Annotated in this window: 19 protein-coding genes; 12 read left to right on the forward strand and 7 right to left on the reverse strand. The window is 34.8% G+C overall.

What is annotated here, in order from left to right:
• Nucleotides 1–34: 34 nt before the first annotated feature.
• The 7 genes from porN to LXH21_RS02465 form a co-directional block, all read right to left on the reverse strand.
• Nucleotides 35–928, reverse strand: a complete 894-nt coding sequence (gene porN / locus LXH21_RS02435; RefSeq protein WP_239862444.1) for a type IX secretion system ring subunit PorN/GldN — start codon at nt 926–928, stop codon at nt 35–37.
• A gap of 46 nt (nt 929–974) precedes the next feature.
• The gene (porM, locus tag LXH21_RS02440) at nt 975–2,516 is read right to left on the reverse strand and encodes a type IX secretion system motor protein PorM/GldM (RefSeq protein ID WP_239862446.1); all 1,542 of its coding nucleotides are present in this window, start codon (nt 2,514–2,516) and stop codon (nt 975–977) included.
• 48 nt (nt 2,517–2,564) lie between these two features.
• The gene (gene porL, locus LXH21_RS02445) at nt 2,565–3,218 is read right to left on the reverse strand and encodes a type IX secretion system motor protein PorL/GldL (RefSeq protein ID WP_239862448.1); all 654 of its coding nucleotides are present in this window, start codon (nt 3,216–3,218) and stop codon (nt 2,565–2,567) included.
• A 42-nt stretch (nt 3,219–3,260) separates the two neighbouring features.
• A complete protein-coding gene (gene porK / locus LXH21_RS02450; protein ID WP_239862450.1) occupies nt 3,261–4,667 on the reverse strand; it encodes a T9SS ring complex lipoprotein PorK/GldK in 1,407 nt (468 codons plus the stop codon).
• Nucleotides 4,668–4,798: 131 nt separating this feature from the next.
• Nucleotides 4,799–5,950, reverse strand: coding sequence for a formimidoylglutamase (locus LXH21_RS02455; RefSeq protein ID WP_239862452.1), 1,152 nt, complete (start codon nt 5,948–5,950; stop codon nt 4,799–4,801).
• A 2-nt stretch (nt 5,951–5,952) separates the two neighbouring features.
• Entirely contained in the window at nt 5,953–8,484 is a 2,532-nt protein-coding gene (topA, locus tag LXH21_RS02460) for a type I DNA topoisomerase (protein WP_239862454.1), read from the reverse strand.
• A gap of 159 nt (nt 8,485–8,643) precedes the next feature.
• Nucleotides 8,644–9,420 (reverse strand): DeoR/GlpR family DNA-binding transcription regulator, encoded by a 777-nt coding sequence (locus tag LXH21_RS02465; protein ID WP_239862456.1) that lies wholly within the window; start codon nt 9,418–9,420, stop codon nt 8,644–8,646.
• Nucleotides 9,421–9,554: 134 nt separating this feature from the next.
• Here LXH21_RS02465 and LXH21_RS02470 point away from each other — a divergent pair, with 134 nt between their 5' ends.
• The 12 genes from LXH21_RS02470 (at nt 9,555) to groL (ending at nt 21,514) form a co-directional block, all read left to right on the forward strand.
• Entirely contained in the window at nt 9,555–11,138 is a 1,584-nt protein-coding gene (locus tag LXH21_RS02470; protein WP_239862458.1) for a glycerol-3-phosphate dehydrogenase/oxidase, read from the forward strand.
• 27 nt (nt 11,139–11,165) lie between these two features.
• Entirely contained in the window at nt 11,166–12,662 is a 1,497-nt protein-coding gene (gene glpK, locus LXH21_RS02475; RefSeq protein ID WP_239862460.1) for a glycerol kinase GlpK, read from the forward strand.
• Between the two features lie 27 nt (nt 12,663–12,689).
• Nucleotides 12,690–13,418: an MIP/aquaporin family protein gene (locus LXH21_RS02480; RefSeq protein ID WP_239862462.1), complete on the forward strand. Its 729-nt coding sequence runs from the start codon at nt 12,690–12,692 to the stop codon at nt 13,416–13,418.
• A gap of 25 nt (nt 13,419–13,443) precedes the next feature.
• On the forward strand, nt 13,444–14,235 hold the full coding sequence (locus LXH21_RS02485; RefSeq protein ID WP_239862463.1) for a hypothetical protein: 792 nt from the start codon (nt 13,444–13,446) through the stop codon (nt 14,233–14,235).
• Nucleotides 14,236–14,448: 213 nt separating this feature from the next.
• Nucleotides 14,449–15,894, forward strand: a complete 1,446-nt coding sequence (gene miaB / locus LXH21_RS02490; RefSeq protein WP_239862464.1) for a tRNA (N6-isopentenyl adenosine(37)-C2)-methylthiotransferase MiaB — start codon at nt 14,449–14,451, stop codon at nt 15,892–15,894.
• A 105-nt stretch (nt 15,895–15,999) separates the two neighbouring features.
• A complete protein-coding gene (locus tag LXH21_RS02495) occupies nt 16,000–16,140 on the forward strand; it encodes a hypothetical protein (RefSeq protein ID WP_239862466.1) in 141 nt (46 codons plus the stop codon).
• A 51-nt stretch (nt 16,141–16,191) separates the two neighbouring features.
• The gene (locus LXH21_RS02500; RefSeq protein ID WP_239862467.1) at nt 16,192–17,448 is read left to right on the forward strand and encodes a sigma-54 interaction domain-containing protein; all 1,257 of its coding nucleotides are present in this window, start codon (nt 16,192–16,194) and stop codon (nt 17,446–17,448) included.
• Nucleotides 17,449–17,615: 167 nt separating this feature from the next.
• Nucleotides 17,616–18,119 carry an LptE family protein gene (locus LXH21_RS02505; protein ID WP_239862469.1) on the forward strand — a complete coding sequence of 168 codons (504 nt, stop codon included), beginning with the start codon at nt 17,616–17,618 and terminating at the stop codon, nt 18,117–18,119.
• Between the two features lie 37 nt (nt 18,120–18,156).
• The gene (locus LXH21_RS02510; protein WP_239862471.1) at nt 18,157–18,996 is read left to right on the forward strand and encodes a hypothetical protein; all 840 of its coding nucleotides are present in this window, start codon (nt 18,157–18,159) and stop codon (nt 18,994–18,996) included.
• Between the two features lie 7 nt (nt 18,997–19,003).
• A complete protein-coding gene (secG, locus tag LXH21_RS02515) occupies nt 19,004–19,324 on the forward strand; it encodes a preprotein translocase subunit SecG (RefSeq protein ID WP_239862473.1) in 321 nt (106 codons plus the stop codon).
• A 150-nt stretch (nt 19,325–19,474) separates the two neighbouring features.
• Nucleotides 19,475–19,750, forward strand: coding sequence for a co-chaperone GroES (locus LXH21_RS02520; protein WP_239862475.1), 276 nt, complete (start codon nt 19,475–19,477; stop codon nt 19,748–19,750).
• A gap of 135 nt (nt 19,751–19,885) precedes the next feature.
• Nucleotides 19,886–21,514, forward strand: a complete 1,629-nt coding sequence (groL, locus tag LXH21_RS02525; RefSeq protein WP_239862478.1) for a chaperonin GroEL — start codon at nt 19,886–19,888, stop codon at nt 21,512–21,514.
• The last annotated feature ends 109 nt before the right edge of the window (nt 21,515–21,623 follow it).

The raw sequence follows: 21,623 nt of genomic DNA on the forward strand, positions 1-21,623 counted from the left end.
TAAGTAAGAGTCTTTATATTTTATAATTTAGAAACTAGTAATTCCACATATCAGATTCGAAATTACGAATCTTCTCTTTTACTCTTTCAGCTTCTAACAATTGATTCTGAGAGTTATCTTTCATGTAATCTTTAATTTCTCGATCTCCATAAACATTTTCTTCTTTGTAGATAACACTATTAAAACGTCTTGAGTTCAAGATTTGATCAAATGAAATCGGCATTGAAGAGTTCTTATCATTAAACGCTTTAGCATCATGCAAAACTTCTCTTGCTGATGGGAAAAAGATCCAGAACAACTCAATATAATCTTTCTCATCACTATTCATAGTGTAAACATCCGGAGTTACTGGACAGATACCTAATAAACGATACTTCAATTCACTTTGACGTTTATCAAAATACCAGAAACCTTTAATTTTATACTGTGTAACATCTTGAGCAGTCAAATCAGAACGTAAAATATATTCTGGAGAAACAGATCTTCTACCAGCATTGATTTCCTCACGTCCAGCATCAGTAGTGTCAATTCTAGACAAAGAAGATTCGATATCTCTAAATGACTTTTTAGTATTAAAATAGCTATCTGAATATACTTCGGTGATCTTACCTTCTTTTACAGCAGTTGTTAAAACTGTATATAATGAACGTCTGTCAGAACCAATGTTTTCGTCGATTGGAAAATACAAAGGAAAATTGATTCTTTCGCTCAAATCAATAATTTCCCATACTGTTTTACCCATCAAAATATCTCTATCATGAACGTATCCATACGCCAAAGGCTTATCGTTATCAGATATCATTTGAGCAGGAGTTTTAAGTCCAATTTCAGAAGGTACTTTTGCATTAAGTAAGTTAGATTGAGCAAACGATGCTCCACCTACCATTACTGAAAACATTACCAATAAAACATTTTTTACATTCTTCATAATGCCATTATAAAATATTAAAGAATTCCCTTTCTTGAGAACTTATTTATTGTATTTCAAAAATAACTGGAGCAGTTCTTGGTAATAAATAACTACCTGCACCAACAAGTTTTGTTTTAATATCAGAAATCGTTACTTGATCTCCTCTTCCTGCTTTTGCTAGTACTGCTTTACATTGAGCATTTAATTTATCACCTTGTACAACAACTGTTGCCTGACCAGTAATTTTCATATTAAACCCAACAACATTTAAACCAACTTCAAAATCAAAATCTTCTAATTTAGCTCCAATAGTAGCAATTTCAAGGTTAGATTTAGGTCCTTTAACAACCCCTGTTTCTCCACGAATGGTTCCAGTAGGACCAGGAATTCCTTTGATTCTAAATACTTTTCTATCAGAAACTTTTTCACCATTTGGTAATGTTCCTGTAACAGAAATGCTTACTTCATTTCCTCCACCAGGAGATAAATTGTATTTCCCTTTACCCGCTGGACTTAATCCTGGAGCTGAGGCAGTAACTTTATCAGCTGCAATTCCGGCAAAAGATACAGAGATAGGGTTAACAACACCTCTATACACAACATTCATCTTATCAGCTGAAATCGTTGCAGAATTTGGTTTTGGAACAACTACATATTTACCGTTGAATTTCAGCGGAATAGTTTTTCCATCCTCTGCAAAACTAAACTGACCACTAATACTTTGTTCTCCAATTCCTCCCGCTGTCAATGAAATAACCGCTTGACCGTTTACTATTTTACCTGGACCAGAAAATCCTGTAGGTTTAGTATTAGCATCATAACGACCTAAAACTACTTTACCAGTAACTGTCTCACCTTGAAAATATGCGTTTTTATCTAAAACAACAATTGCTTGATAATTACTGTATGAAGCTGCAGCAACAGCCGCTTTTCCTAATAATGTATTATAAACATCAGACTCTACTTTATTAACATCATTTTGCATAGATGATAATTTAGCTATCGAAGCAATAGCAGGAAAACCTTTGTAGTGGTATTCCAAATACTTGATTCCGATACCGTCCTTGTTTTTAACGTCGGATAAATCCATTTTAGTATCTAATTCAGATATAATTCCTTTGAATTTTGAATCATTTCCTAAAATACTTTTAACGTCTGCTTTGTACTTTTCAATTGTAGCAATTAGTTCATTTCCTTTTTCAGAATATCCATCAGGATTAAAAAACAGATTATCTAAAACTTCCGCTTTATCCATTTCTTCATAAGGTAATTTACCAGTTTCTTCGTCTACTTTCGTTTCACTCAAAACTAGCGACTTAATTGAACCAATGTAACTGTAAAAGTTTTTATTTACAGTTTGCAATTGATGCGCTTTTTGAGACGCTACGATGAACTCTCCTTTTGCTTCTTCAGCTTTAGAATCAAGAGCCATTAACAATTGCTCATTTGACTGAATTGAAGAAGTATTTGAAGCTTCAAATTTTTCATTCATTAATCCAAATGCAGAAATTACTTCTTTGGATACATTTAATGCTAACATCGCGATGAAAACCAGGTACATTAGGTTAACCATCTTCTGTCTTGGGGTTAGTTTTCCTCCAGCCATAATAATTTTTTTCTAATTAGTTTAAAATCTTTTTTAGTTCGAAACCAATTAACCTTTATTATTCATTGCAGAAAGCATTCCACCGTAAACGTTGTTCAATGAAGACAAGTTTGTTGTTAATGATTGCATTTGCTCTTTTAATTTTAAATTATTCGCAGCAACTTCCTCATTAATTTGTGCATTTTTAGTAGCACTATCCAATTGTATTTTGTATAAGCTATTTAATTTTTCCATTTGATCAGCTGCCATTGTCAACTCATCACTGTATTTTTGTGTAGAAGCAATAGAATTTGCAGTTGGAGCAATCCCCTTAGCTGCAGATTCAAAATTCTTAATACTAGTACCTAAACTAGCCATCAATTCGCCGTCAATTTTAGCATCTTTAAGCATAATGTCTAATTTTTTAGACAACTGACCTTCAACATCTGAAGCAACTACATTTTGCTGAACCGCCTTTGCTGGAGCAGCGTTTTTATCTTTTAACTGTGGGTAAACCATCTCCCATTTGTATTCATCATCAACTGGCTCAAAAGCAGACAAAGCAAAAATTAAGGCTTCAACCAAAAGTCCGATTGTCAACATTCTATTTCCTGTTAACGGACCCAATTCTATATGCGTAATTTTGAATAATGCTCCTACGATTACAACCGCAGCTCCCATTCCGTATGCAAAATTCATTGCCTTTTTACTTAGTAATGCCATAATTTTAAAGTTTTAATATTGATTTTAGTAGATTTGGATTTATTATTTTCTTCTTGATCCTGACGTATTACCAGTTGTTTGTACTCCCATATAATCTTGAACTGTACGGAATCCGATATAACTTCTAGCAGAATCTGCATATTCATAATCTCTTGTTGCTACTTGTAGGAAGTAAGAAACATCTTTCCACGAACCTCCACGAACTACTTTACGTTTATTAGACGAGTCTAGTACATTTGGATTCATTGAAGATACATATTCGTATGCATTTGAATTGTATGACGAGTCAGTCCATTCTGAAACATTTCCAGCCATATTATAAAGATTGTAACCATTTGGGTCATAAGATTTGGCCTCTACAGTATACAATGCTTGATCGGCTGCATAATCTCCACGGCTAGGTTTAAAGTTAGCCATAAAACAACCTCTGTCATTTTTAGTATAAGGACCTCCCCAAGGATAAGTACCTGATTCTAATCCACCTCTCGCAGAATACTCCCACTCTGCTTCTGTAGGTAATCTAAAAGAGTTAATCAATTCTCTCCCTTTCGATTTTGACTTGATATAAGAATTTTTGTTTAAAGTTCTCCATGCACAAAAAGCCTTAGCTTGTGTCCATTTTACTCCAACTACAGGATAATCTCCGTATGCTTTATGCCAGAAATAATCATTATGCATTGGCTCATTATAAGAGTAAGAGAAATCTTTTATCCATACAGTTGTATCAGGATAAATTTTAACCTCTTCTGTTTTTATAAAATCTCTTCTTTTACCCACTTTAGCTTTTGCAGCTGCCTGAATATCCATCCAAGAATAACGAAATTTCAATTTGTCAACATCAATTGATCTTAATCCATTATATGATTCTTCAACAGGAATATACATAGAATCCATCACCTCAACGTAATATTCATCTGGATATGCTTTTGGATCTCTAATCAATTTAACTTTTTTATTCAATCTTCTACCAGCATATGGATCATCAGACGTACCTATACTGTAATAGTTGTCATACATATATTTGTCATAAGCCGTCATTTTTTCTGGATCTGAGTCATTGAATGCAAAGTCACCTATACTTCCACCTTTTCCACCTTTACCTGATTCTGGCTTGATTCCAAGTTCATCAGCAAGAATGGCCAAACGAACTCTCATTGTAGAATCTTTTACCCATTCTACGAATTGACGGTATTCACTATTTGTAATTTCCGTTTCATCCATGTAAAAAGATCTAACGGTAACTGTTTTTGTAGGTGCATCTTGTATTCCAGCTACATCTTCATCAGCTTTACCCATGATAAAAGCGCCTCCAGGAACTAAGGTCATTCCGTAAGGCTTTTCCGGATGCCATTTAGCACCTTTAACCCCTACCAATTCTCCTTTATCACTTGATTTACCACAGCTAATTAACAGTGTCAAAATTGCTACAAATGCAATGAACTTCTTCATATAAAATCGGGTTATGTATTCATTATTTTTTAATGTGTAAACGTATTTAATATTTTGTTAAAAAACAATTATTTTATCCTAAACAAATAATTTTTTTCTAATCACCAAAAATCGGCTAGAGAATATGAATATTACACAATGTTTTTACGTTGTGCTTTCCACCATCTCTCCGGCAGTTCTTGGTTGCAGGCCCCTAAATATTCTTCATAGGAACAAGGTAATAACGTATTCCTTTTTAGTTTATTGCCTCCATTTGTAACAAAAGGAATTTCAATCCACCATCTATCTGTCTTATCACTCTTATAAAAAATCAAAACCTCTTCCTCAATAGGTACGATAAACTTTATATAATTCTCTCTACTTCCAAATGGATACTCTTTTGATCTATAATGGTATCCTTCGATAAAATACCAAATAATTTGTGCAATTAAAACTGACTCATGAACCGTATTTGCATGATTAAAAACACCAAATAAACTCACTTTATCACTTATTCCAGCATATCTAGATAAAGAACAAATTTCTTTTCCGTTAAAGCCGTTGGGAACAAACGTAACAAAATTACCCGAATCAGATGATTTAACCGAACTCATATCCAGACTAACCACATCGGCATCTCTAAATACGGGCTCAGCTAAAGCTAAATTATTAGAAATCTCTCCGAGACGGTAGCTATCAAAAAACAATTTTTCGATTAAATCAATTTCTTCCTGAGAGTTAAAATAGGTTTGATACCCTATATTACAGAAATTGAAGAGATTATTTGGTTCGTCAATAACGATTTTAGTTAAGTACGAATTAGCAGAAGCAGTTTCATTTTCTTTACCAAAATCAAATTTACTATCTATTGCCACCAAATTGACCATTTGTTCTAAATCGTCGTATGCCCTATACAAGGCATAGGTAAGATCTTGTGAACCACCAATTATAACTGGAATTACTTTTCTTTTAATCAATGCCGCAACTACTTTGCGTACAGCAAAATAAGTATCTTCAATAGTATCTCCAGGTAATATATCACCAAAATCTGCTATCGATGCATCCCAATTCCCTGGATAAAGGGTATATAATTCTTTTCGAATAGCAAACAAATCAACATCCGAAATAGCCCTATCATCGCCACGATTGTCCAAAACTCCGATAACTGCTATTGTAACTTTATCTACATCAGGAAATTGATCTTTTGTATTAAAAACTACTTTACTACCAAGTTGCTGTGTAGAAAATTCATTTATTAACACTTCAAAATCTAAACCTAATGGTCTGAGAAATTCAAATTCCATCTTTATTTCTTTTTAGGTGCTGCCTTTTTTGCAACCGCTTTTTTTGCTGGAGCTTTCTTAGCTGCCGCCTTTTTCACTGGTGTTTTCTTTGCGGGGGTCTTAAGCGCAATCATTTCTTTGACTTCATCCAAAGTCAATTTTGTAGCATCAACTTCTTTACCCAACTCTATCTTTAATTTACCCTTCAAAATCACAGAGCGTCCCCATCTTGCTTTTTCAACCAAAATACCTTCCTCTTCCCAGTTATGAAGAACTTTATCAATATTCTTTTGAATTTTATCGTCAATCAACGTTTCTATATCTTCTTGTGATAAATTATCAAAATCATATTTTTTACTCACATTTATAAATAGACCATCCCATTTAATAAACGGACCAAAACGCCCCACACCTTTTTGCACTCCTTCTCCTTTGTATGTAGCGATAGGTGCATCGGCTTTAATTTTTTCATCAATCAACTCTTGTGCTCTTTCTTTCGATAACCCTAATAGATCTTCTCCCTTTGGCAACGAAATAAAAACACTACCATGACGTACATAAGGACCAAAACGACCATTATTAACTTCTACTTCTTCATCTAAATAAGAGCCTAAAGCTTTAGGTAACAAGAATAAATTTAAAGCCTCTTCAAGTGTAATATTTCCGATGTTTTGCTCCTTCATTAAACTAGCAAACTTCTTCTCTTCATCTTCAGCGTCTCCAATTTGAGCCATTGGTCCAAATTTACCTAAACGCACAGAAACAGGTTTTCCTGATTTTGGATCTGTACCTAATATACGTTCTCCACTTTCTCTTTCTGCATTTAATTCTACATCTTTAACATTGGGATGAAATTGATCGTAGAACTCTTTCATCATAATCGCCCAGTCTACATTTCCTTCTGCAATTTCATCGAAATCTTGTTCAACTTTTGCCGTAAAATTATAGTCTAGTATATTTCCAAAATTCTTAACTAGGAAATCTGTTACTATCGTACCAATATCAGTAGGTACCAATTTCCCTTTATCAGAACCTGTATTTTCTTTTAGTAATTTCTCTGCTACTTTACTTGACTGTAAAACCAGTTGTGTATAATTACGTTCGCTACCTTCAAGCGTTCCTTTTTCGACATAATTTCTGTTAATAATTGTCGAAATAGTTGGCGCATAAGTAGACGGACGTCCTATACCTAATTCCTCTAATTTCTTAACTAATGAAGCTTCAGTATAACGAGCTGGTGGTCGTGAATAACGTTCTGTAGCTGTAATAAAATTGTTAATTAATTTTTCATTTACTTTCATAGCAGGCAACATTCCTTCTTGCTCCTCTTCATCGTCATCATGACCTTCTAAATAAACTTTCAAGAAACCTTCAAATAATAGCACCTCACCTGAAGCTGTAAAAACTTCTCCATGATTATTAGCTTCAATCTTAACATTTGTACGTTCCAACTTAGCATCACTCATTTGTGAAGCCAGAGTTCTTTTCCAAATTAAGTCATACAAACGCGCTTGATCCCTGTCAATATTTACTGTGTGACGTGACATATCTGTAGGACGGATCGCCTCGTGAGCTTCTTGCGCTCCTTTACTCTTACTTGTAAAAGTTCTAGGAAACGAAAACTCCTTACCATACGATTTGATAATTTCTGCTTGTGCAGCATCAATAGCATCTTTGGATAAATTAACACTATCCGTTCTCATATAAGTAATCAATCCAGCCTCATACAAACGCTGCGCTAACTGCATCGTTATCCCTACTGGCAAATATAATTTACGAGCTGCTTCTTGTTGTAAGGTAGAAGTAGTAAATGGTGCTGTAGGTGTTTTTTTGGTTGGTTTTGTCTCTAAGTCAGAAACTTTATAAGTGGAGCCAATATTTTTATTTAAGAAATCTTCAGCTTCCTTTTTGGTATTAAAATTTTTAGGCAATTTCGCTTTAAAAGATCGGCCAGCTTCATTTGTAAATTCGGCAACAACCGAATAACTTGCTACAGCACTAAAATTCTGTATGTCTCTTTCGCGCTCTACGATCAAACGAACTGAAACTGATTGCACTCGACCGGCAGATAAACCACCTTTAATTTTTCTCCATAATACAGGAGATAATTCGTATCCAACTAATCGGTCTAAAACGCGACGTGCTTGTTGTGCATTTACTAAATTATAATCTATTTCACGAGGATTATCAATTGCTTTAAGAATTGCATTTTTTGTAATCTCATGAAAAACAATACGTTTTGTTTTTGTTTTATCTAATTTTAATTCTTCGGCAAGATGCCATGAAATAGCTTCTCCCTCGCGATCCTCATCACTTGCTAACCAAACCATTTCGGCTTTTTTGGCTAACCCTTTTAATTTGGTAACTAACGCTTTCTTATCTGACGAAACCTCATATTTAGGTTTGAAACCATTCTCAACATCCACCCCAATTTCTTTGGAAGGTAAGTCGGCAATGTGTCCGTAGCTTGATTCTACTTGATAATCGCTACCTAAAAATTTCTCGATTGTTTTCGCCTTTGCAGGAGACTCTACTATAACTAAGTTCTTTGCCATTGCTGTATTTTTCTATGGCAAAAGTAGAAGTTTTTTTTAAATATAATGCTTTTGACGATTTTTAAAAATAGTTTTTGTTGATTTCAACCCTTTGCAAAACCACCATTTCGCGACTTTTTCGAAACAAAAAATGAATTTTTAGGTGACTGTTAAAAAGCGCTATTTCTCCATTTGTGCAACAACTACATCAATACCAAACTCTTCCAGTTTTATTTTGGTTTCTTCGTCAATTCCAGAATCGGTTATTAATATATCTATTTTGTGCAGATTGCAGATCTTACCAAAACCTCGAACATTCATTTTGGTTGAATCTGCTAGTACAATCACTTTTTCCGAAACAGCAATCATCGCTTGATTTAGGTGCGCTTCTAATGCATTTGAAGTACTCAAACCAAAATCCAGGTGAACGCCGTCAGTACCTAAGAACAATTTATTACAAGAAAATTGCCCCAAAGTAGCTTCTGCAATTGGGCCTACAACTGAAGTCGAACTGTTTCTAATATCCCCACCTAACTGAATCGTACTAATGGTTGACTCTCGACATAACTCTAATGATACTTTAAGTGACGATGTCATTACAGTCAATTTATTAAAGTCTTTAATTATTCGAGACAAATAATGAATATTCGAACCTGACCCTAAAATAATATTGTCATTGTTATTTATAAATTTGAGTGCCTCTTTTGCTATTTGCTTCTTTTGCTCTACTTGCAGCTCTTCTTTATCATTAACGTTTCGTTCGAAAGCATATAATAGTTTCTTACTTGCTCCACCATGAGTACGGTGAAGCAGGTTTTCATTTTCTAAAAAGGTTAAGTCCTTTCGAATAGTTACGGTTGAAACATTATGCGCAGCACATAAATCGACCACATTTACATACCCTTTCTTGTCTAATTCACTTAATATATCCTCTTGTCTTCTGTTAATTAGTGCCATTTTTGTTTATTATAATTAAACAATTGAATATTTTATCTCACAAAAATACAATAATAAAACAAAATTTTAATAAAAGATAACTAGTTTCGTTTTGTTTCGTTATATTTGCATATCGAAACTAAAAAACAGCAACAATGAAACTTACCGAACAATTATCAAAACTAAAACAAACTCCTGAATGGGATGTAATTATTATTGGTGGCGGAGCAAGTGGCCTTGGAACCGCACTCGATGCTGCTAGTAGAGGTTACAAAACCATACTGGTAGAAGCCGTAGACTTTGCAAAAGGAACCTCGAGTAGAAGCACAAAACTAGTTCACGGAGGTGTTAGGTATCTCGAACAAGGGGATGTGTCTCTAGTTAGAGAAGCATTAAAAGAAAGAGGACTAATGGCTCAAAATGCTGGACACCTTGTAAAAAATCAATCTTTTGTTATTCCCAATTACAACTGGTGGGGAGGTTACTTCTACACAATAGGACTTACTATATATGATATGCTTTCTGGGAAGTTAAGCCTAGGAAAATCACAATACATTTCGAAGAAAAAAACAATCGAACTTTTGCCTACTATCGAACAAAAGGGATTAGTGAGCGGTGTTCTTTACAAAGACGGACAATTTGATGATTCCCGCTTGGCTATCAACATTGCGCAAACCGCTGTAGAAAAAGGAGCATGTCTTTTAAATTATACCAAAGTTGTTAATTTACTAAAAGATGATAACAATCAAGTTATTGGTGTAAAAGTCGAAGATCAAGAAACTGGCGAATTTCATGACTTAAAAGGAAAAGCTATCATAAATGCAACTGGAGTCTTTACCAATGCTATTATGAAATTAAATGACAAAGTTTATAAAAAATATATAGTTCCGAGTCAAGGAATTCATCTTGTTTTTGACAAATCATTTCTACCTAGTGATCATGCATTAATGATTCCTAAAACAAGTGATGGTAGAGTTTTGTTTGCTGTGCCATGGCATGATAAAATTGTAGTAGGAACAACAGATACTCTTATTAAAAGTCATAGCCTTGAACCTATTGCACTAGAAAAAGAAATTGAATTTGTTCTTGAAACAGCACAACGCTTCTTAGCTAAGAAACCTACACGAGCAGATGTTCTTTCGGTTTTTGCAGGTTTGAGACCGTTGGCCGCGCCAGAAAAAGAAGGTAAGAGTACTAAAGAAGTTTCTAGAAGTCACAAGATTTTTGTTTCTGAAACTGGATTAATTACAATAACTGGAGGTAAATGGACGACCTACAGAAAAATTGCAGAAGATATTATCGATAAAGCAATCGCGACTCGTAATCTTCCAAAAAGAGAATGTAAAACAGAACATATTTCGATTCACGGTAACCAAAAAACAACAACAGCCGACCGCGAAAATCATTTGTATATATATGGTACAGATATTCCAAAGTTACTGGAATTACAAAACCAAGAACCTCAGTTAAAAGCAAAGCTACATCCTAATTATGATTACACATTGGCTGAAGTAGTATGGGCTATTCGTCATGAAATGGCTAGAACTATAGATGATGTATTATCTAGAAGAGTACGTCTGTTATTTTTGGATGCACGTGCAGCTATAGAAGTATCTGAAAAGGTAGCTCAAATATTAGCAAAAGAACTAGGACATGATGAAGAATGGATTAAAAACCAAACACTTCAATTTGCTAAGCTTGCCAATGGATTTTTATTAACGGAATACAAGAAAAATTAAACAATAAACAACTATAAACTATTAACCATGAAAAACAAATTCATTTTAGCCCTTGACCAAGGAACTACGTCTTCACGAGCAATTGTATTCAACGAAAATGGTGAGATTGTAAAAATTTCTCAAAAACCATTTGAACAAATCTTTCCAAAACCAGGATGGGTTGAGCATGATCCTAATGAAATATGGTCATCTCAAATAAGCGTTGCCGCTGAAGTGATTGCAAAAACAGGAATTACAGGTAGAGAAATTGCTGCTATTGGAATCACAAATCAAAGGGAGACAACCATTGTTTGGGACAGAGAAACTAGCGAACCTATCTACAATGCTATTGTCTGGCAAGATCGTAGAACTGCAAAATACTGTGATGAGTTAAAAGCGGCAGGTCACAAAGAAATGATTCAACAAAAAACAGGCTTACTATTGGACGCCTATTTTTCTGGCACAAAAGTAAAATGGATTCTTGACAATGTACCCGGAGCAAGAGAAAAAGCAGAACAAGGTAAATTATGCTTTGGTACTGTGGATACTTGGTTAATTTGGAAATTGAGTCGTGGAGCCTTATTTATGACCGATGTTTCTAATGCGAGTAGAACTTTACTACTCAACATACATACGCTAGAATGGGACGATGAATTATTAGAATTATTCACTATCCCAAGAGCCATGCTACCTGAAGTTAAGCAAAGTAGTGAAATATATGGTGAAACATGTACTACTTTATTTTCGACTAAAATTCCGATTGCGGGAGTTGCAGGAGATCAACAAGCTGCACTTTTTGGACAACTATGTACAGAACCAGGAATGGTTAAAAACACTTATGGAACTGGGTGTTTCATGTTGATGAATACCGGAGATAAGCCTGTATATTCTAAGAACAACTTACTTACGACCGTTGCTTGGAAGATTAACGGGAAAACAACCTACGCCTTAGAAGGTAGTGTCTTTGTTGGAGGAGCGGCTGTACAATGGTTAAGAGATGGCGCAAAAATGATTAATTCAGCAGAGGAAATCGAAACATTGGCATTACAAGTACCTGATAATGGTGGGGTCTATTTTGTTCCTGCATTGACAGGTCTTGGAGCACCACATTGGGATCAATATGCTAGAGGTGCAATCGTAGGTATTACTAGAGGTACCACCAATGCACATATAGCACGAGCAACTTTAGAAGGTATTGCTTATCAAGTTTATGATTTGGCCAAAGCAATGGAAGGTGATTTTGGTAAAAAAGGTAAAGAGCTACGCGTAGATGGTGGAGCTGTATCGAATAATTTACTAATGCAATTTCAATCTGATTTATTTAATTTTAAAGTAATCAGACCCAAAACACTAGAAACAACAGCACTGGGAGCAGCATACTTAGCTGGACTTGCTGTGGGATATTGGAAAAGTGTAGATGATTTACAACAACAATGGTCTATTGATCGTGAATTTAATCCAGAGATGTCAAGAACTGACGTTGATGAACTCGTTCATAATTGGGACAAAGCAGTAGGACGTGCCTCAAATTGGATCGAAGATTAAATTGTAAATCATTAAAAAACACTAACCATGACACCATTTATAGCAGAAATCATTGGTACAATGCTAATGATTTTATTAGGTAACGGAGTCGTTGCCAACGTAGTACTTAAAGATACTAAAGGAAATAATTCGGGATGGATTGTAATTACAACTGCTTGGGCTTTTGCCGTATTTGTAGGCGTTGTAGTTGCAGGTCCTGTAAGTGGCGCACACTTAAATCCAATTGTAACACTTGGACTAGCCCTTATTGGAAAATTTGCATGGAATCAAGTAGCTATGTATGTAGTTGCTCAACTAATTGGAGCAATGTTGGGAGCATTTTTAGTTTGGCTTTCACACAAAGATCACTTTGCAGCAACTGAGGATGAAGGCGGAAAGTTAGCTTGTTTTAGTACAGGTCCAGCCATCAGAAATTACTCTTCCAATTTAATTAGCGAAATAATAGGAACATTTGTCTTAATTTTTGTCATCTTTTATATCGCAGGTCCAGACCTACAAATAGGCGCTACTACAGATGCCAAGATAGGTCTGGGTTCTATTGGAGCATTGCCTGTTGCCATCTTAGTTTGGGTAATTGGTTTGAGCTTAGGAGGAACTACAGGTTACGCAATCAATCCAGCTAGAGACTTAGGCCCTAGAATCGTACACTCTCTTCTTTTTAAAGCAAGTAGTGACTGGAGTTACTCTTGGGTTCCTATTGTTGGTCCAATCATAGGATCAAGCCTTGCAGCATTTTGTTACTTAATGCTCACTTAAACTTCACTATTTAACAAACCAAACCATGAATAAATTTATAATTGCCGCTGTAATCTCATTTACAGGGTGGATCAGTCATGCCCAGGAGGCAGTAAAAAAAGACAGTAGCGCTGTTGTCCCTATCGAAACACAACCTTCTCGCTTGGATTTTAATGTAGGTATTGAAACAAGCCACTTATGGAGAGGATTGGTAATTAATGATGGAATGACAGCCACAGGAAACATTCACTATGCTTTAAATAAGAGTCAAACTTTTAAAGTAGGAATTTGGGGTGGTGCAGGTTTTGACGGAAATTATCGCGAGATAAATTACTACGTGCAATATCAAAAAAATAATCTTTCTATTGGTTTGTGGGATTTGTTTAATACTACAGGAATTGAAACCCCTAAAGTATTTAATTATGACAAGCTTACTACAACTCACATCATTGATTTAAGAACGTCATATCGTTTTCCTGAAGCCTTCCCTATCCGTATTGAGGCCGATATTTTGCTCTATAGCGGATTAAACGATCGTGAATTAGACAGTAATAATGAATATAGAAGTAGAAATTCTACTTATGTTGAATTGAGTTACCCTGTTATTGTAGATCAAAAAGTTAATTTGAATGCATTTGTAGGTGCTGCGTTTCCGCTTAATGGTAGCAAACATTTATTTACAACCAAAGCCAATAGCGACTTTGACATTGTAAATGCAGGAATTACAGCTACTAAAAATATTGAGATATTCAATTACAAATTACCCGTTTCTGCAACGGCCATGTGGAATCCTGCTAATAAAATAGCGCGAATCAAGCTAGACATTAATTTGTTTTAAGAATAAAAAATAAATATTACTACCTAGACTCTCTTTTTTAAGGGAGTCTTTTTTTTTTTTGTTCATTGTACAAAACATGCTTTTATTCCTTGCCAAATGAATTATGTGCACATAAACTAAAATACTGTTAAATCTCTTACTGCCATCTTGTCATAATGTTTCAAATAATTGTACCTTTGCAAACTTATTAAAACACACTTCTGAAAGTGACTTATGGAAAAGATTATTGATGAAAACAAACAAGGCGAAAGTCTCGTTTTAGAAAATAAACCAGAAAACACAAAAAAACTATTTATCGAAAGTTATGGTTGCGCCATGAATTTTTCGGACAGTGAAATTGTGGCTTCAATTTTAGCCGGTAACGGATATAATACTACTCAAATATTAGAAGAAGCAGATCTTGTTCTAGTCAATACTTGCTCGATTCGTGACAAGGCCGAGCAGACAATTCGCAAGCGTTTAGAGAAATACAATGCAGTAAAACGCATTAACTCTAAAATGAAAGTAGGCGTTTTGGGCTGTATGGCAGAACGTTTGAAAGAGAAATTTCTTGACGAAGAGAAAATAGTTGATCTTGTTGTAGGACCAGATGCCTACAAGGATTTACCCAATTTATTAAGTGAGGTTGAAGAGGGTCGTGACGCTATAAATGTTATTTTATCTAAAGATGAAACATATGGTGACATCTCCCCTGTTCGATTAATGAGTAACGGAATCACAGCTCTAGTCTCTATCACCCGTGGTTGTGACAATATGTGTACTTTTTGCGTTGTCCCTTTTACACGTGGTCGTGAACGCAGTCGCGAGCCTCAAAGTATCATGAAGGAAATTCAGGATTTATGGGACAAAGGCTTTAAGGAAATCACACTTCTAGGACAAAATGTTGATAGCTACTTATGGTACGGTGGCGGATTGAAAAAAGATTTTGATAACGCTTCAGAAATGCAAAAAGCAACTGCAGTTGATTTTGATCAGTTACTAGAAATGGTTGCAATTGGTTTCCCTAAAATGCGCATTCGATTCTCAACTTCTAATCCACAAGATATGCATGAAAGTGTATTGCACGTAATTGCAAAACACGCTAATATTTGCAAACATATACACTTACCCGTCCAATCTGGTAGCAACCGCATTTTGAAAGAAATGAATCGCTTGCATACGCGTGAAGAGTACATGATCTTGATTGATAAAATTAGAACTATAATTCCAGACTGTGCTATATCTCAAGATATGATCGCTGGATTCCCTACAGAAACAGAAGAAGATCATCAAGATACGATGAGCTTGATGGAATATGTAAAATACAATTTTGGGTACATGTATTCGTATTCAGAGCGTCCTGGAACTTTAGCAGGAAGAAAGATGGAAGATGATGTTTTAGAAACAACCAAAGCGAGACGCCTGCAAGAGATTGTAGATTTACAGCAAAAGCATGCTTGGTTTCGCTCGGAAGAATTTATTGGTAAGACAGTAGAGGTTTTAATCGAAAAAGTTTCTAAGAAATCTAAAGAAGAATTCTCGGGTAGAAATTCTCAAAGCATTACCGTTGTATTCCCAAAACAAGATTATAAAATTGGAGAGTTTGTAAATGTAAAAATCACAAGCTGTACGAGCGGAACTTTAAAAGGAGAAGCGATAGGATATTCTGAGATGAATTAATTTAATTTAATCATTACGATTAGAATTCATCAGAGTAAGTAATTTGATATTGCAAATTAAAGTTAGTAACAATTGCACTTTTTACTAAATCAAAAGAAAATAAAAATGACAAAAAAACAAATACTCATTGTAATCGCAACCTTTCTATTTGGTTTTGGATCAGCTTTTTTCGTTATAAAGACATTTTTCCCTAAACAAAAAGTAGAAAACGTTAAAAATAAAGAAGTTAAACCATTAGCAGAATAATTCATTTACAACCTGAAATTTTAAGCTAAGAAAACTTTAAACAAAACAAACATGGAGTCAGTCCAAAATATAAAACAACGCTTTGAGATTATTGGTAATGAACCAAAGCTCAATCGTGCCATAGAAAAAGCCATTCAAGTTGCCCCTACCGATATTTCAGTTTTGGTAGTTGGAGAAAGTGGTGTAGGTAAAGAAAGTATTCCGAAAATTATTCACTCTCTGTCACACCGTAAACACGGTAAATACATTGCTGTTAACTGTGGCGCCATTCCGGAAGGAACAATTGACAGTGAACTTTTTGGGCATGAGAAAGGTGCATTTACAGGTGCAACGAGTACACGTGAAGGATATTTTGAAGTGGCCAATGGTGGAACTATATTTTTGGATGAAGTTGGTGAATTACCTCTTACAACCCAAGTACGTTTGCTAAGAATTTTAGAGAACGGAGAGTTTTTGAAGGTAGGATCTTCACAAGTGCAAAAAACCGATGTCCGTATCGTTGCAGCAACCAATGTGAATTTGTTTGATGCTATTCAAAAAGGGAAATTTCGTGAAGACTTGTACTATCGTTTGAGCACAGTCGATATCGTATTACCTCCTCTGAGAGAAAGAAAAGACGACATTCACTTACTTTTTAGAAAATTTGCAGCAGATTTTGCTCATAAATATAAAATGCCTCCTTTAAAATTAGATGATAGCGCTATACAATTATTGCAAAAATTTAGATGGAGTGGTAATATCCGTCAGTTGCGAAATGTAGCTGAACAGATATCTGTATTGGAGACCAATCGCGAAATCAACGGATCTATACTAAATTCTTATTTACCAGACGAAGGCTCAAATTTGCCTTCGGTTATTAATGAAAAAAAGGCAGAAAGCGATTTTAGCACCGAAAGAGATATTTTATACAAAGTACTCTTTGATATGAAAAGTGACCTTAATGATTTAAAGAAGCTCACTTTGGAATTAATGAAGAACGGAACTGCTAAAGCGCAAGATATCAATCCAAATTTGATTCAGAAAATTTACGGATCACAAGAAGATGATAGCGAAATTGATTTTGAAGAAAGACCTAGTACTGCATTAATAGCCAGTAAAAAACCAGACAATCAATACGATGAGCCCGAAGACAGTTACCTTTATACTGAAACTATCGAGGAGGAAGAAGTGTTGCGACTGGAGCAAAAAGAAATTGAAATGATTAAGAAATCTTTAGAAAAAAACAAAGGCAAACGTAAAGCAGCAGCCGAAGAACTTGGAATCTCTGAGCGTACACTATATCGTAAAATCAAACAATTTGATTTGTAACTAAGAAGCCTTTGTGCTAATCCAATTTGATTTTTCATACCTTTGAAATCCTATTTGGTTACATAAGAGTAAGAAATCACAATAGAACAAACAGTATACTATCTTATCTAAGGCTGGATCAACTATCTGAGTCCTTTTAGATAAAATAAAAAAGACACTAATTAACAATGAAGAAAATAACTTTTTTTATAGCAATCATCTGCATTTTCAGCTTCAGTAGTTGCTCTGTTTATAATTTTACTGGTACAGGTAAAATAGACGCAAAAACATATCAAGTTAATTTTTTCCCGAACAATGCCGATTTGATTGAGCCGGGAATAGACCGTACTTTTACTTTGACGCTACAAGAAATTATTCAAAATCAAACCAATTTAAATTTGGTCAAAAATGGAGGAGATTTAACGTACGAAGGAGAAATTGTTGACTACAGAATAAGCCCGATGACTGCTACGGCAGATCAACAAGCTTCTCAAAATAGATTGAAAATCCGAATTAATGTTCGCTTTATCAACAAAAAGAAAGAAGCCGATAATTTTGAAAAACCTTTTGAGTTTTACTACGATTATCCTGCTACAACGCAACTTACAGGAACTACAAGAACTGCAGCCTTAGATGAAATATTTGAAAGAATAACACAAGATATCTTTAACGCCTCACTAGCAAAATGGTAAATCATTTCGTTTCTATCGAACGAAAGAACTAAGTCTTATGAATATAATTGATTACACCTATTTAATAAACAGTCCTCACTTAATTGCAGAGAAACAAACACTAGCACTAGAGGGTGTACTAGATGAGTTTCCCTATTTTCAAAGTGCGCGTGCTTTACGGTTAAAAGGTTTGTATACCCAAAATAGCTTTAAGTACAATTTTGCTTTAAAAGTTACTGCAGCACATACTACAGACAGAACAGTATTGTTTGATTTCATTACTTCTGATTCCTTTACAGCTATCCAACGTGATTTGTTCGATAAAAAAGCAGCAGAATTATTAAACATAACAGTAATTGATAGCGAAATTTTAGTAGTTGATAGACCTGCGACTTCTAAGCTTGAAGACTCGATCATCAGCACGATTAAAGAGGCATCTCCTGAACCCACTGAAAAAGCAGCACATTCTATTGAAGAGAAATTGGAGCTGGGTGCACCATTAGACTTTTCGAGAACAGAAAAACACTCTTTTCAAGAATGGTTAAAGCTCTCAAGAACACAACCAATTATTAGGGAAGAAGATCAAAAAACGATTGAGCCAGTTGTAGAACTTGATCCTGAAAAACAGAAAAAAGCCGCCATTATTGATAAGTTCATCGAGACAAGTCCAAGAATTTCACCAGTCAAACAAGGGGGCACTCCTATTGTTCATATTGATATAAATAAAGAAGATCACTCCTACCTAATGACAGAGACTTTAGCGAAAGTTTATCTGGAACAAAAAAAATATCTAAAAGCGATCCAAGCATACGAAATATTAATTTTGAAATATCCAGAAAAAAGTAGTTTCTTTGCAGACCGAATCGCAGATATAAAACTTTTACAACAAAATAATTAAACATACAATGAGCACATTTTCAATTTTTTTAGTTTTAATCACAATAGTTTGCTTTCTATTGATTGTAGTAATCATGGTTCAAAACCCTAAAGGTGGTGGATTATCTTCTACATTAGGTGGATCTACACAAATGGGTGGTGTACAAAAGACGACTGACTTTTTAGACAAAAGTACTTGGACACTTGCAACAATCTTAATTGCATTAATCCTATTATCTACTTTAAGTTTTACAGGAACTTTGAGTGATACTGATTCTAAAATCATTGATAACACAACTCCAGCTGCTCCAGCTCCAGTTGAAAACGCTCCAGTAAGTCCAGCAAAATAATTTAGTTGCACTTTCAAAAAAAACAAAAATGCCAGCTTGTCAAAGCTGGCATTTTTTATAGGTAAAATTGTCAGGAAAAATGGACTGGCATAGTTTCTGAAACATAAGTACTATCATTCGAATATTTAACTTTAAAAATAAATAAAAATCATGGCATTAAACATTAAACCACTTTCAGACAGAGTTCTTATTGAGCCAGTAGCAGCTGAAACAAAAACTGCGTCAGGAATTTTTATTCCAGATACCGCCAAAGAAAAACCACAAAAAGGAACTGTTGTAGCTGTTGGAAATGGCACAAAAGATCATGCAATGACTGTAAAAATCGGAGACACTGTGCTTTACGGAAAATATGCTGGTACTGAACTAAAATTAGAAGGTACTGACTATTTAATTATGAGAGAAGATGATATTCTTGCAATAATCTAATAATAATGCTTTTGGCTAGTAGCTATTAGCTCAAAAAAAACAGAATTTAATAATTAATAATATATTTTGGTTATTGCTTTAAAAGGTACTCACAATCCTAAAAGCCAAAAGCCAAAAGTTAAAAGCTAAATTAAAATGGCAAAAGATATAAAATTTGATATTGAAGCACGTGACGGACTAAAACGCGGTGTTGATGCATTGGCAAATGCAGTAAAAGTTACTTTGGGACCAAAAGGTCGTAACGTAATTATCGGAAAATCATTTGGAGGTCCTACTGTGACTAAAGATGGTGTTTCTGTTGCAAAAGAAATTGAATTAAAAGATCCATTGGAAAATATGGGTGCTCAAATGGTTAAAGAAGTAGCATCAAAAACCAATGATTTGGCAGGAGATGGAACTACAACTGCAACTGTATTGGCTCAAGCTATTGTAAAAGAAGGCTTGAAAAATGTTGCTGCAGGTGCAAATCCAATGGATTTAAAAAGAGGAATTGACAAAGCAGTAGAAGCAATTGTAAAAGATTTGGCTATACAAGCTAAAGTTGTAGGTTCTGATTCTGATAAAATAAAACAAATCGCTTCTATTTCTGCTAATAATGATGAAGTTATTGGTGAATTAATCGCTACAGCTTTTGCTAAAGTGGGAAAAGAAGGTGTTATCACTGTTGAAGAAGCAAAAGGTACAGAAACTTATGTTGATGTAGTAGAAGGAATGCAATTTGATAGAGGATATCTTTCTCCATATTTTGTTACAAACTCAGAAAAAATGGAAGTGGAACTTGAAACTCCATACATCCTTTTATACGACAAAAAAGTTTCTTCATTAAAAGAATTGTTACCTGTTCTAGAGCCGGTAGCACAATCAGGAAAACCGTTATTAATTATTGCTGAAGATGTTGATGGTGAAGCATTGTCTACTTTGGTAGTAAACAAATTGCGTGGTGCTTTGAAAATTGCTGCTGTAAAAGCTCCTGGTTTTGGAGACAGAAGAAAAGCAATGTTAGAAGATATCGCTATTTTAACTGGAGGTACTGTTATTTCTGAAGAAAGAGGATACACATTAGAAAACACAACATTAGAAATGTTGGGTACTTGTGCTAAAGTTACCATTGACAAAGACAACACTACTATTGTAAGTGGTGCTGGTGAAGCAGATATGATTAAAAATCGTGTTAACCAAATTAAAGGTCAAATGGAAGCTTCTACTTCTGACTATGACAAAGAAAAATTGCAAGAACGTTTGGCTAAATTAGCTGGTGGTGTTGCAGTTCTTTATGTAGGTGCTGCTTCTGAAGTAGAGATGAAAGAAAAAAAAGACCGTGTGGATGATGCTTTACATGCAACTCGCGCTGCTGTAGAAGAAGGTATTGTTGCTGGTGGAGGTGTTGCATTATTGAGAGCTAAAAATGCCTTAAAAGATGTAACTGCTGAAAATGCTGATGAAGCTACAGGAATTCAAATCATTGCTCGTGCTATAGAAGCTCCTTTACGTACCATCGTTGAAAACGCAGGCTTAGAAGGATCTGTAGTAGTTGCAAAAGTTGGTGAAGGTTCTGGAGACTACGGATACAATGCAAAAACTAACGAATATGTAGACATGCTTGCTGCAGGAATTATTGATCCTAAGAAAGTTACTCGTGTAGCATTAGAAAATGCTGCTTCGGTTTCTGGAATGATCTTAACGACTGAATGTGCATTAATCGATATCAAAGAAGAAGGTCCAGCAGGTCACTCTCATGGTGGAGGTATGCCGGGAATGATGTAATTCTTAGAATACATAAAATATCTAAAAATCCGTTCATTAATATGAACGGATTTTTTTTGTCCCCCCATTAAACTATTTACCCAAAGTAGCATCTAACTTAGCATGTTAA

Source organism: Flavobacterium algicola (assembly GCF_022399565.1).
Lineage (GTDB): Bacteria > Bacteroidota > Bacteroidia > Flavobacteriales > Flavobacteriaceae > Flavobacterium > Flavobacterium algicola.